Source organism: Sorangium sp. So ce381 (genome assembly GCF_051473845.1).
Lineage (GTDB): Bacteria > Myxococcota_A > Polyangia > Polyangiales > Polyangiaceae > Sorangium > Sorangium atrum.
Genome location: NZ_CP150336.1, coordinates 6,673,449 through 6,685,813, shown reverse-complemented (window position 1 = coordinate 6,685,813; position 12,365 = coordinate 6,673,449). Strand labels below are relative to the sequence as shown.

The following is a 12,365-nucleotide window of genomic DNA, read 5'->3' as shown; positions in this document are numbered from 1 at the left end:
GATTTCTGGTCCCCGCTCCAGTGACCGGGTTCGGTAAAGGAGTGGGCACCTGGAACGCGTGACAGCCACCGCCTTGCACCATGCGCACGGGCGGGAGAATCCCGCCAGCTGGGTCGCCTACGGTGGCGCGGGTGTCGACGGCGCAGGCATGCGTCTCTGGGCGCCGCTCATGAGGGATCCCGAGCTCGAGCGGAGGATCGCAGCCATGCTCGACAGAGCGATTCGCTGGAGGCAATCGGCTCTGGCGGGCGGCAAGCAGGAAGTGGTCGAGCCGCTTCGCGCCCTCGGGAATTTCTACGCATATCTCTGCTGACAGGTCCTCGATGCGTGCGGTGATGGGGTGATCCAACCCGAGCTCACCCTCCGGGAGCCTGCCGCGCCGCTGGCCTTTGCCGCTCACGCTGCTGCGCCTGCGCGCCATCGCCGACGCCTCGGGGCACCTGCGCTCGCCCTGGGTGCGGGCGGACAGCCACGTGGACGACCTCTGCGCCATCGCCTCGTGGAAGGCCGCCAAGGTGTTTCGCCAGGTCGCCGACGGCGCGCACCCCTTCGCGGAGCGGCGCCTGAAGAACGAGCCCGGTCCGCCGGCCGTCACCGCGTCGGAGGCGGCGGAGATCAGCCGTGGCCTCGCCGCGCACGCCCTGGAGCTCTTCCAGCGCCGCGCCGCCCAGCCGCCCACGGTCGCGTATCCCCCCCGCTACGACGTCTACATCGCGTGGGCCAGGCAGCTTGCCGACTAGCCGCGAGCGCCCAACCGGCCTCGAGGCTCCAAACGCTCGCCAAGCATCGCGCTGCGGCAGGGCGGCTATCGCGGCTGCTCCCGAACCGCTGCGTGCGCCTCGTCGATGAGCTGGAATGTCTGCCCGGCCAAATTATGATGCTTGTCCAGGGCGCGCTTCTTCAAACTCGAGCAGGTCCTCTCGCTCACCGTGCTCCAGCTTCGCTCTCACCGGCGATAGGGGGCGCTCGTGGACTGTTCGATGATTTGCAGGTGCAAGAGCAGCGAGCCGCCGGACCCGCACACGCACGCGCTCGGGTTGGCCCTGGTGGTCGCCGTGGTGCCCCCGCGTCGATGAGCGCCCCGGCCGGCGCGCTGCCGGACCGCTGCTCGTCGCCGCCTTGCCGCGCCGCGCGTCCCCGGGCAGGCTTCCGCCATGGGCCAGCCCGCCGCCAAGCAGCGCCGCGCGACGTACGCCGACCTCGAAGCCGTCCCGCCGAACAAGGTGGCGGAGCTCATCGCGGGCACCTTGCACGTGTTCCCCAGGCCGGCGCCGCCTCATGCCCGCGCATCGTCCCGCCTCGGCATCGAGCTCGGCGGTCCGTTCGATGCAGGGAAGGGTGGTCCTGGCGGCTGGTGGATCCTGGACGAGCCCGAGCTGCACTTCCCGGACCCAGCGCAGCCGGGCGAGGTGGAGGCGGTCGTACCGGACATCGCTGGCTGGCGTCGAGAACGCATGCCCGAGCTGCCCACGACGGCTTTCTTCCCGCTCGCTCCGGATTGGGTCTGCGAGGTGCTGAGCCCTTCGACCGAGGACGTGGACCGCGACGAGAAGATGCCGATCTACGCGCGCGAGGGCGTGCGGCACGCGTGGCTTGTCGACCCGATCGCGCGGACGTTGGAGGTCTTCTCGCTCGCGTCGGGTCGGGGTTGGGGGCCCGCCGTCGTCTACCGCGACGCCGCTCGCGTCCGCCTCGAGCCCTTCGAGGCGATCGAGCTCGATCTCTCGGTCCTCTGGGCGCGCTAGAGTTCCTGGACGGCGCGCCGGAGTTCCTCGACGGCCCCGTCCGCCCTGACGCGCCAGCACCGCCCCCGCGCCGCTGCCGGCGGCGCCACCGGCACCCCTGCCGCGGCCTCGAAGGCGGAGATCATCGGAAAGTCGCCGCGTCGATTTGCCAAGCGAGCCCGATGTCGATGTCCCGATAATCGTCGAACGTGAGTACTCGCACACCGCCGGGGGCGTCGCGCTCAGGGCGCCTTCACCTCGACGGGGACCGCGGAGCTCGTCGCGGCGCCGTCGCCGAGCTGACCCAGGGTGCCTTTGCCCCAGCACAGGACCTGGCCAGGGCCCGTGGGGCCGCACGCCCCCTCGACGATCGCGCACGTGTGGAAGAAGCCGGCGCTCACCGCGACGACCTTGGCGAGCGCCGAGCCGTCGCCGAGCACGACGGGTTCCATTCGCGTGTTATCGGCCCTCGTCGGCGTGCTGCGACCGAGCTGCCCTTGGTCGTTGCTGCCACGGCAGCGGAGCTGCCTTTGGTCGTCGATCGCGCAGACGAAGACGTAGCCGGTGGACATCGGACCCCAGACACCAGGGATCGCAGCCGCCGTCCCGGCCGGGGGAGCCTCGGCGCCGTGCTGACCTGAGCTGTTGTTCGTCCCCCAGCAGAAGAGGCCTCCCACGTCATCGCGCGCACAGCCGAAGTTCGTGCCGTAGGAGATCTCGGAGAAGGGCAGCGTCGCTCCCGCCGCGATGAGCGGCGTGTGCGCGCTGTAGTTCGCGCCGCCCTCGGAGCCGGCCGGGGTGTTCGTGAGGATATATCCGCCGCCCATCGCGCCCCAGCAACGCAGCCCGTCTTCCGCGGCCCCGGTCGAGAAGCAGCTGCCTATCGAGCCGATGCCCCGCGCGAGGATGGCCCTCGGACCGGCCGTCGCGGTGAAGTTGAACGCTTTCACCGGGACGAGGCTCTCCTCGCCGGTCGCCTCCGGCCCGAGGCTCGAGAACAGGTTGGCCCCCCAGCAGTAAATGCTGCTGGTCGAGGTGAGCGCGCACGCCGAGTACCACTCTGGCGCGATCTTGCGCACGAGCAGCGGGGCCGTACCGTCATTGACGATCGCCGGGGCGTCGTGGGCCATCGCGTCCTTGGAGCCATTCGCGAGGATGCCGGTCTCGTTGTTTCCCCAGGCCCAGAGTCGGAGCTGGCTGTCGATGGCGAAGGTCGCCTGCTCGGTCAACGCGATCTGCGTGATCGTCGCCGTGCCGAGCGACGCGGGAAACTGCACTCTCACCGGCGTGCTCGAGGAGACCGCCATCGCCTGCGGAACACCCAGCTGGCCGAACGAGTTGTCCCCCCAGCAGGTGAGAGAGCCGTCATGCCGGATCGCGCACGTATGGCTGCCGCCCGCAGCCACCATGATGGCGTCGGCGAGCGTGGGGCTGTCTGCCGGGATCTGGCATCCAGGATCACCCCCGCCGCCCCCGCCGCCGCTGCCGGACGTCCCACCGCCGGACGCGCCCCCGCCGCCCCCGCCGGAGGCGTCCCCGCCGACCCCGCCGGACGCGCCGTCGCCCCCGCCGCCCTGTGCATCGCTCGGACCGCCGCCCGTTCCGCCACCCGCGCCGCTGTTCGAGAAATGCCGGTCGGGAGCGGCGCATCCTGCCCCCGCAGCGAGGGTGGCGGCGACGACCAGAAAGGAGCAGAAGTTCGGTCGCGTGTGGGGGTTCCTCTTCATCTCAAGCATCCGGCTACACTCCTGGCGTCTTTTTGCACACCCTTACCGCACTGAAGACAAGAAGTCCAGTTGAGGCCCGATCACCGATGTCCCCTCTTTCCCTGAGGCCTCAGGGGCGCTTCGGCGCGCACCTATCGAGCGTGGGTGATCTCAGCAGAGCCTGCGGGCGCCGGCGAGCGGCAAGGCTCCGGGCATCAGGGGCAGCTGCAACAGCTGTGCGAGCGGCAGCTGCCCGTAAGTGCGCTCCCTCGCCGTTTCAACGGCGATCACCATCGGTGTGAAATTGGCTTGAACATCTTGCGCAGCGCGCGGGGCGCGTGGCAAGCACCGGAGGGAGGGGTGCCGCGGAGGGCGCGGTGCAACCGCGACTGGAGAGGCTTCAACCGCGGTGCTTCACGCGGCGGTGCTTCTCGCGGTGAGCACCGACGACCGGGTCATCACCTGGCTCACGCCGTCCGTTTCGGGGTCGGCCACGGGGGCGCTCACGGGGTGCGCGAGGGCATAGCTCAAGAGCTCGTGGGTCCACGGCTCGAATATCGTGAACACCTCGTCCGCGAGCGCGATGTACCGCGCGCGCGTCTCCGCGTCGAGCGGGATGCGCGCGAGCTCGGCGTGGTCGGCGTTCACCGCGTGGCCCGACTCGCGCTCGAAATGGAACGAGCCGCAGTAGCGCAGCTGCGTGCCGAGGCGCTTCTCCAGGGCCTCCGCCAGCGGGAGCATCGCCCCGAAGAGCACGTTGCCGGTCTCCTCGATCGCCTCGATGATGACGAGCCGCTCGAGGCCCGTCGTGCCCTTGATGAGCGCGGTGAGCCGCGCGGTGAGGATCCGATTCTGTATCGTCTCCTCGCCCCAGAGGAAGTGCAGCAGCTCCGTGGTCAGGCCCTCGACGTCGTAGCCGAGCTTGGACAGATCCTCCAGGTACCAGGGCCAGTGATGGTCGTCCTCGCGCGTGTGGGCGTTGACCATCTCTTGGTATTCGTCCGCCGCGTGCTCCTCCCGTAATACGAATTTGTTCAGATCACCGAAGCTCAGGATGAAGTACGCCATGCATGGATAGAAGGCGAGCCGCTCGCTCGGATCGAGCCGTTCGTCTCGCATGCGCTCGAACAGGGGTAGACGAGCGTATGCCTGCTTCTTCTCGAAGATGTGCCGCAAGACCTGCCGCATGAGCGATCTCCTTTTCGGCTGCGTGTCAGTTGGTTGAACAATCCCTCTGTTTACGTGAAACAAGCGCCGTGAACGCCTCGAGTGGCTTCAAGACAAAGCCACGGCGCACCGAAATGGACGCTGCTGCTGGACCTCACCTCGGTTGAAATCCTGCGCTTCCCCCTCGCGCTGCATGCCGAGCTTGATTACTGGAATTTTCCACCAACCACCTCAGACGTTTTTGCAACGTTGCGGGGTGCGTCCAGCCGGTGCATCCACTGTAGCGCAAGCCCAACGTAAGTTGCACCCACTATCTTGTGATCGCCATTCAAATTTGAAACGGCGGCCGGTGGGCGAACCGGCGTTGGGGTGCGATACGGCTTGCGACGTCCTCGATTGGCTGACGTTTGACCCGTCGGAACGCCGAGAGCGCGTGGCGACTCAATGGACCGAATGCGGAAGCGGGCGGCTGTCATTGCCTCGTCCCATGTCTCCCCGGTCTTCATGGGACCCATGCAGCAGCCCCCCATGTTCTGGCGGGGTGCTGGCTGGTCCCACACGCGCGTACCTGAACGATGTCGAGCCGGTATCGACGGCGCTGACCGAGGACGGCCTCCGCGAAGGTGCAGCCAAACAGCTTGAATGCCGGCGGTCGAGGCATGTAGCTTGCAGTTGTGCCGTGAAAGACCAACTCGACTCAGCGCTGATGGTGGAGCCCGAGAGCCGCGCGGTCCCGAAGAGCGCGCCCATGCGGGCGGAGATTGTGCGGCTGGTCCGTGAGAAGCGCTACGAGGAGGCGCTGGCGGTGCTGTACCGGGCGCGCGCGGAGTCGCCCGGCGATCGCGAGCTGCAGGCGAGCATCGAGCGGATCAAAGAGTTCCTCGCCGGCGCCTACGCCAAGCGGCTCGGCGGCCTCGATCTGGTGGCGGGGCCCATCCCCGTGTCGGCGGGTCGCTCGCCCGACGCGCTCTTGGTGGCGCGGTACATCGACGGCTCCTCTACGTTCGACGACATCATTCAAATGTGCCCGCTCGGGCGGCTCCGCACGCTGCAGGTGCTGGTCGGCCTCTACACGGGGAGGGAGGTGGCGTCGCCGTTCAGCGATCGGCCGTCGGTCTCCTTCCGGCCGCAGCTGGACACGCTGCCGTCCGAGGCCGGCGCCGATCCGGGGCCGCCGACGATGCCGGAGCGCGGCCTGGAGCGGCGATCGCCGGAGGCTTCCCCTGCGAGCGCGCGAACTCCTCCCGCGAGCGCGCCGACTCCCCCCGCGAGCGCGCCGTTCACGCCACGGGTGTACGAGACCGAGGAGGATCGGCTCTACCGCGAGGCGTTCGCCCGCGGCACCGCCGCGTTCGTGCAGCGCCGCTACGACGCTGCGATCGAGGCGTTCGAGGCGTGCGCGCGCATGCGCCCGGGCGATACGGCGTCGTCGGTCATGCTGCGCCGAGTGCGGCGGGACACCGGAGGCTGATGGCCATCGTCGTGGTCGCTGTTCCCGATCTGCGCGAGCGCATGCGGTGCATCCGCGTCATCGCCGGGCAGGCGCCGGTGAGCGCCCTCGGCGCCGCGACCTGGGAGGAGCTCGATCAAGCCCTCGACGGCGTGCAGAGCGCGGAGCTGATCATCTACGCGCCGTCGCTCCCGGGCGGGCCGGAGGACGCCGTCGCGCAGCTCCTCCGCCGCACGGCGCGGCTGGTGCTCGCCGTCAACGATGGCGTGGAGGTCCCGGGAGCGGCGAGCACCACGCGGGTGACGTGGCCCATCGCCGAGGAGACGCTCATCCTCATGGCGCACGCCGCGGGCGCCCAGTCGGCGCCGATCGGGATGAACTTCGTGCCTGTCGACTTCTTGCAGATGATCTGCATGTCCGGCGAGTCGCACGTCCTCGTGGTCAGCAACGCCAGCGCCGACGTGGGTCTGATCGAGGTGCGGCGCGGCCAGGTGTGGACGGCGTTCGACGGCCTCGGCGTGGGCGAGGAGGCGTTCGCGCGGCTCATCCGCCCCGAGATGCGGGTGCGCGTCACCCCCGCCGTCGGCTCGACGAAGGAGCGCACCATCTTCAAGGATCTGGCGGAGCTGGTGCTCGACTCGTTGCGCCGGATCGACGAAGGTAGCGTGGAGGCGCCGCCGCCGATCTCGTCGAGGCGGATCGAGATCGCGCTCATCTCGCCGGAGCAGCGCGCGGCCCGCATCAAGCAGCTCAACGCCGACGCGCGGCGCCTCTTGATGGAACGCAGCTACAGCGAGGCGGCCTGCGTCCTCATCGACCTCTCGACGCTCGACCCCGCATCCAGCCTCGTGCGCGCTAACCTGGAACAGCTACGCAAGCTCGGATACCCAAGATGACCCGATCCATCGCATTCGCCAGCCTCAAGGGCGGAGTCGGAAAGACCACCGTGGCGCTCAACTGCGCCTTCGCCTTCGCGCGCCGCGGCGCGCGGACCCTGCTCGTCGACACGGATCTGCAGGGCGCCATCGGCATGTCGCTCGACGGCGTCAGCGACCGCCCCGGCCTGGCCGCGAGCCTCGCGCGCGGCGGCCCCCCGCTCGAGGGTCTGGTGAAGACCCGGCTCCCGGAGCTCTGTCTTTTGCCCATGGGCCCCGTCGACGCGCTCGATGAGGATCGCTTCGCCATCAACGCGCGCGAGGCGAACATCGTGGGGCGCATCCTGGAGCAGAGCCAGCGCGACTTCGACCTCGTCCTCTTCGACACGCCGGCCGGGCTCGGCGGGATGTCGCGCCTCACGCTGGAGGAGGTGGACAGCGTCATCGCCGTCGCGCAGTGCGAGCCGCTCGCGCTGCGGGCCATGCCCCGGTTGCTCGAGCTCCTGGCGCGGCTCCGCGACATCGGCTCCGCCTGCTCGCTCCTCGGCGTGGTCGGCACCATGAGCTCGTTCCGCGAGCCGGTGATGCTGGCCTCGCTGGAGGAGCTGTGGTCCCTCTACCGCGATCAGGTCTTCGACACCGCGGTCCCGCGCGACAGCACGTTCCTCCAGGCGAGCCGCGCGGGCGTGCCGCTCGGCCTGCTGAGCCGCCGCGCGCCCGCGGTCTCGGCGGTGTTCGACAAGCTGGTGGCCGAGATCGAGGAGCGCCTGGGCTCCAACGCAGGAGGCGAGGATGACGGTCCGATCCGTCTCGTGGACTGACGCGCAGCGGGTGAGCTCGCTCCTCGCGCGGGTGAGCGCGACGCGGTCGCGAGAGCCCGCGGCGCTCGTGAGCGCCATGGGGGCACCGCGCGCCGGCGCGCCGGCGAAGGCGGCGCCCGCGCCGGCGAAGGCCGCGCCCAAGGACGTGCCCAAGGACGTGCCCAAGGAGGTGAAGGAGGTGCCGCGCCTCGTTCAGACCTCCGACAACCCGGCCGATCGGCTCGACGCGCTCGTCGCCTGGACGCTCGATCACCACGCGTGCGTGGGCGCCTTCGTGGCCGACGACAACGGCCTCACGCTGGCGGCGCACGGCATCTCCGAGGCGCACGTGTCCCTCGTGGGGCCGCTGCTCTCGGCGCTGGTCGGCGTCCGCAGCATCCCCGGCGTCGACGCCACGGCGGGCGCGCTCTGGCTGGGCGCGCAGATGATGTCCTGGGTCGAGGCGCGCACGGCGCGCGGCGGCTTCTGCCTCGGCACCGTGGGCGACGAGGCTCTCTCCACGCGGTCGTTCGAGCAGCTGAAGGAGGCGCTCGCGACGACCTTGCGCGGGCTGTAGTACATCCGGGTTTTCAATGCGGGCGCGCGCGCCCAGGAGCGACGGAAGCACGATGATCGATACCAAAGTCCTCGAGGCCGCAGTCCATGATCTCCGCAACATCCTCCGCGACGGGCTGCTGGCCACCGATATCTGGGAACGTTCGGCGGGCCTGTCGCTCGCCGGCTTCAACCAGCAACCGGTGGCGGTGGCCCTCTTCACCCGCATCACCGAGGAGCTGGACAGCTCGCTGCGCGACTCGAACTTCCCTCCGTTAGGGCGGTATTACCTGCTCGACATGGCGGGCAACCACACCGTGGTGGTGCTCAACCACGGGAATCTGCTCCAAGGCATGCTGGTGGACAACAAGCGGGCGAACCTGGGGATCCTCATCTCCGTGGCCATCCCGCGCATGATCGAGACCATCGCGCACGCGAGCGAGCGCTGAGCTGCTCGGCCGCCCGATCACCACCACCGCGCGACGTCTGGGTCGGCCTGTTCATCGCGGGCCCCCATCGAGCCTGGGCTTGACTTAGTTCCTGGACGGCCCCGCCCGCGTCCTGACGAGGCGGACGCGGCGCGAAATCCGCGATCAGGGCGCTGTGCGCTGGCGTTCCAGGAGGCGCGCTGTCATTGCCTGCGCGGCGTCGGCGACGCGGGCGGCCGCGCGCGCCGCGTCGCGGACCGCCTCGTCCGCGCGGCGCGCGCCGTCGCTCCCGGACCGCTCCCAGAGCAGCGCCGCGGGCACCGCGAGACCGAGCGCCACCGCGACCCCGGCCACAGCGACGCGCCAGCGCCGCCCCCGCGCTGCGGCCGGCGGCGGCGGCGCCACCGCTACCCCTGCCGCGGCCTCGAAGGCGGCGATCATGGCCTGGACGCTGGGGAACCGCTCCGATGGGCTGATGGCGAAGGCGCGCGCGAACCACGCCTCCAGGGCGGGCGGCGCTCCCGGGCACAACGTGGCCAGCGGGGGGCGCCCGCTGACAAGGATGGCCGCGAGCACCGCGGCCAGGTTGCGGCCCGGGAACGGCTGCCGCCCGGTCAGCGCCTCGTGCGCGACGACAGCGAGCGACCACATGTCGAGCTGCGGGCCGCCAAGACCATCACACGTGTGCTCGGGGCTCAGGTAGGCCGGCGTGCCCAGCACAACGCCGTCCGCGGTGCGGCGGCGGAAATCGGCCGGTCGATCCTGGCCGACCCACTTGGCGATCCCGAAGTCGGTGATCTTGGCGCATAGATGGCCGTCGCTCCCCTCGACGAGCAGGAGGTTCGACGGCTTGATGTCCCGGTGCACGACGCCGAGGCCGTGCGCCGTCGACAGCGCCTCTCCGAGCTGACGGAGCAACGACGCGAGCTCGACGGCGGGGATCGTGCCTCGCTCCTCCAGCAGCTGACGCAGCGACCTGCCGCGCACGTGCTCCATCACGATGTACGGGCCCGCCGCGGGGTCCTCGCCGGCGTCGAGCACGGCGACGACGCCGCGGGTCTTCTGTCCGAGCTGCGCCGCGACCCGCGCCTCCAGGCGGAACCGCTCGATCGCGTCGACGTTGCGCCCGCCGCGCGCCACCGTGAGGAACTTCAGCGCGACATCGGCGCGCCGGACGCCGTCGTGCGCGCGCCAGACCTCGCCCATCGCGCCGCGCCCGAGCAGCTGATCGACCTGGTAACGCCCGTCGATGAGGCGGCCTCGCAGCCGTACGGAGCGGCGCGACGAGGCGGGGCGGGAGTCTGCCGGTCGATCAGCGAGCGCTCCTTTCGCGCGCGCGCTGTCTCTCCTCTGGGAGTCAGGTTGTGAATCGAACGAGGAAGGATGGAACACGATCGAGCACCTCCGTGCCGCCTCTGCGTCCCAGCCACGTCGGTGTCCCTCTCGGGCGACGCGCTGGGGCCAGGGACCGGGGCATCCCCAGAGCGTATCGCGAACATGGGACCCTGGGAATCCCGGACAGCGCACCTCCAGCAGAGTGCCAGTCGCCGATATGCGCTCACAAGGTCGTACGGCCGCGCTGGATGTCGGGCCGGGCGCGCAGGGCGGCGCAGAGCCGACGCGTCGCCTCGCGCAGCTCGCCTTCATCGAGCGACGCGAACCCGAGCCGCGCGGCGCGCGCTTCGCCCCCGCGGAAGCCGAAGCGCGCGCCGGGGTAGAACCCCACCCCGTGCCGGGGGGCGGCGCGCGCCGCGACCTCGGCGTCCACGCCCTCGGGGAACGAGACCCAGAGGCTCATCCCGCCGGCCGGGACGGCGAGCTCCGCGGCGCCGCCCAGCTCGGCCCGGAGCGCCTCCGCGAGCGCGTTCCGCCGCGCCTCGTACACGCGCCGCATCTTGCGCGCGTGGCGCGAGAGGAGCCCGTCCTCGATCAGCGCGGCGACGGCCCGCTCGAGCGCCGGGCTGCCGTGCCGATCGGCGCGCATGCGCTGCGCCGCGAGCGCCTCGACGAGCGGCCGCGGCCCGGCCACCCACCCGAGGCGCAGCCCGGGCGCGAGGATCTTCGACAGCGTGCCGACGTAGATCACCGCGCCCATGTCCGTGGCCGCGAGCGGCAGGACCGGGCGGCCGTCGTAGTGGAACTCGAAATCGTAGTCGTCCTCGAGGACGGCGATCCGCCGCGCGCGCGCGACGTCGAGCAGCTGGAGCCGCCGCGCCGTCGACAGCGTGACCGTGGTCGGGAACTGGTGGTGGGGCGTCAGGTACAGGAGCCGCACCCGCCGCCGCGCGGCGAGCGCCTCCAGCGCGTCGACGCGCAATCCATCGCCGTCGACGCCGACGGGCAGGAGCTCGGCGCCTGTCGACGCCAGCGCGTCCCAGGCCGGCGGGTAGCCAGGGTCCTCGACGGCGACCGCGTCGCCCGGCCCGAGGAGGCGGCGCGCGACGAGGTCGATCGCGCCCTGGCTGCCCGCCGTGACGAGGAGGTGGTCCTCGTCGCACGCGAGCCCGCGCGTCTCCCGCAGCAGCGCAGCGAGCGCGCGCCGGAGGTGCACGTCGCCCCGGGGATCGCTGTACCCGAGCGCGGTCCGGCCGCCTGCCCGCGCGGCCGCCCGGTACGCCCTGGCCAGCTCGTCGGCGGGCGCCAGGCGGAGGTCGGGCAGCCCCGCCCCGAAGTGGAGCACGCCCCGGCGCGCCGGATCCGGCGCGAAGGTGCGCCACGCCGGGCGGGCAGGGAGGTCGTAGCCGAGCTCGCCCCGGGGCGCTGCCACCCCGCGCGGGCGCGGCGGCAGCGCCGCGGAGACGCGCGTGCTGCGCTCGGCGGAGCTGAGCCAGCCCTCGGCCTCGAGCTCGTCGTACGCGGCCAGCACGGTGTTGCGGTGCACCCCGAGCGTCTTCGCCAGCGTGCGCGACCCGGGCAGCACCGCGCCGGGCCGGAGCCTCCCGCGGCCGATGTCCGCGGCGATCCGCCGGGCGATCTGCAGGAACAGCGGTTCCGCCGAGCCCGGGTCGAGCGAGACGGGGAAGGTCCACGGGCGCATGGTCCAGCCATCATGCCAGAAATGGACCTCCTCGCTGGACCACCTCGGAGCCAGCTTCCGGGGCGAAAGAGGAGCCATGACGATCTCGCATTCCGCCCCGCGCCCCGCCGATCCTGCAGCCGACGCTCTCGCCGCCGCCCACCGGCTAGGCCTCGCCCCGCCGTGGGTTTCGCCACGCTTCGCCTGGGCGAGCGCGCTGCTGCTCCGGCTGGGCCTCGCCGCCGCGTTCCTGTCGGCGGTCGCCGACCGCTTCGGCCTGTGGGGCCCGCCGGGCACCGGCAACGTGGCCTGGGGCGAGTGGGGCCGCTTCGTCGCGTACACCGGCGCGATCAACCCGTGGGCGCCAGCCTGGATGGTCCCGGCGCTGGCCTGGTCGGCGACCGCGCTGGAGACGGCGCTCGGCGTCGGCCTGCTCGCGGGCGTGTGGACGCGGGCGCTCGCGTTCGCGAGCGGGATGCTGCTGCTCGCGTTCGCGCTGGCGATGACCTTCTCGGGGCGCGGCGTCGAGGCGGTGCTCTCCTACTCGGTTTACACGGCCGCGGGCGGGGCGCTGCTGCTCGCGGCCGCGCCCGCCGTGCGCTACGGCGCGCTCGCCCGCGGTCAGCGCGCCAGAACCCCTTGAA

At 71.5% G+C, this 12,365-nt stretch carries 13 protein-coding genes; 9 read left to right on the top strand and 4 right to left on the bottom strand.

Going from position 1 to position 12,365, the window contains the following annotated elements:
* The first annotated feature begins 58 nt into the window (after positions 1-58).
* The 3 genes from WMF29_RS24815 to WMF29_RS24805 all read left to right on the top strand — a co-directional run bounded on the left by WMF29_RS24815 (position 59) and on the right by WMF29_RS24805 (position 1,745).
* Positions 59-313, top strand: coding sequence for a hypothetical protein (locus WMF29_RS24815; protein ID WP_437322621.1), 255 nt, complete (start codon positions 59-61; stop codon positions 311-313).
* Between the two features lie 76 nt (positions 314-389).
* The gene (locus tag WMF29_RS24810) at positions 390-740 is read left to right on the top strand and encodes a hypothetical protein (RefSeq protein WP_437322620.1); all 351 of its coding nucleotides are present in this window, start codon (positions 390-392) and stop codon (positions 738-740) included.
* A gap of 414 nt (positions 741-1,154) precedes the next feature.
* A complete protein-coding gene (locus WMF29_RS24805) occupies positions 1,155-1,745 on the top strand; it encodes a Uma2 family endonuclease (protein ID WP_437322619.1) in 591 nt (196 codons plus the stop codon).
* A gap of 221 nt (positions 1,746-1,966) precedes the next feature.
* Here the strand turns inward: WMF29_RS24805 and WMF29_RS24800 are convergent, their stop codons facing one another.
* Both WMF29_RS24800 and WMF29_RS24795 read right to left on the bottom strand, forming a co-directional pair.
* The gene (locus tag WMF29_RS24800; RefSeq protein ID WP_437322618.1) at positions 1,967-3,451 is read right to left on the bottom strand and encodes an RCC1 domain-containing protein; all 1,485 of its coding nucleotides are present in this window, start codon (positions 3,449-3,451) and stop codon (positions 1,967-1,969) included.
* 393 nt (positions 3,452-3,844) lie between these two features.
* On the bottom strand, positions 3,845-4,618 hold the full coding sequence (locus WMF29_RS24795) for a hypothetical protein (RefSeq protein WP_437322617.1): 774 nt from the start codon (positions 4,616-4,618) through the stop codon (positions 3,845-3,847).
* 658 nt (positions 4,619-5,276) lie between these two features.
* Between WMF29_RS24795 and WMF29_RS24790 the strand changes: the two genes are divergently transcribed.
* The 5 genes from WMF29_RS24790 to WMF29_RS24770 are packed head-to-tail and all read left to right on the top strand — an operon-like array spanning position 5,277 to position 8,726.
* Positions 5,277-6,068 carry a TRP-like protein gene (locus WMF29_RS24790; protein WP_437322616.1) on the top strand — a complete coding sequence of 264 codons (792 nt, stop codon included), beginning with the start codon at positions 5,277-5,279 and terminating at the stop codon, positions 6,066-6,068.
* Positions 6,068-6,943 (top strand): DUF4388 domain-containing protein, encoded by an 876-nt coding sequence (locus WMF29_RS24785; RefSeq protein ID WP_437322615.1) that lies wholly within the window; start codon positions 6,068-6,070, stop codon positions 6,941-6,943. Before WMF29_RS24790 ends, WMF29_RS24785 begins: the two co-directional genes overlap by 1 nt.
* Positions 6,940-7,743, top strand: a complete 804-nt coding sequence (locus WMF29_RS24780) for a ParA family protein (RefSeq protein ID WP_437322614.1) — start codon at positions 6,940-6,942, stop codon at positions 7,741-7,743. The genes WMF29_RS24785 and WMF29_RS24780 overlap by 4 nt, the downstream gene beginning before the upstream one ends.
* Positions 7,715-8,299: a hypothetical protein gene (locus WMF29_RS24775; RefSeq protein WP_437322613.1), complete on the top strand. Its 585-nt coding sequence runs from the start codon at positions 7,715-7,717 to the stop codon at positions 8,297-8,299. Before WMF29_RS24780 ends, WMF29_RS24775 begins: the two co-directional genes overlap by 29 nt.
* A 52-nt stretch (positions 8,300-8,351) precedes the next feature.
* Positions 8,352-8,726, top strand: a complete 375-nt coding sequence (locus tag WMF29_RS24770; protein WP_272093476.1) for a hypothetical protein — start codon at positions 8,352-8,354, stop codon at positions 8,724-8,726.
* A 144-nt stretch (positions 8,727-8,870) separates the two neighbouring features.
* Here WMF29_RS24770 and WMF29_RS24765 read toward each other — a convergent pair whose 3' ends face one another.
* Together WMF29_RS24765 and WMF29_RS24760 are read right to left on the bottom strand one after the other, a co-directional pair.
* On the bottom strand, positions 8,871-10,097 hold the full coding sequence (locus WMF29_RS24765) for a serine/threonine-protein kinase (RefSeq protein ID WP_437322612.1): 1,227 nt from the start codon (positions 10,095-10,097) through the stop codon (positions 8,871-8,873).
* 166 nt (positions 10,098-10,263) lie between these two features.
* Positions 10,264-11,742, bottom strand: a complete 1,479-nt coding sequence (locus WMF29_RS24760) for a PLP-dependent aminotransferase family protein (protein ID WP_437322611.1) — start codon at positions 11,740-11,742, stop codon at positions 10,264-10,266.
* Positions 11,743-11,818: 76 nt separating this feature from the next.
* On the opposite strand from WMF29_RS24760, the gene WMF29_RS24755 reads away from it, so the two are divergent.
* Positions 11,819-12,364, top strand: a complete 546-nt coding sequence (locus tag WMF29_RS24755) for a DoxX family protein (protein WP_437322610.1) — start codon at positions 11,819-11,821, stop codon at positions 12,362-12,364.
* Position 12,365 lies beyond the last annotated feature (1 nt).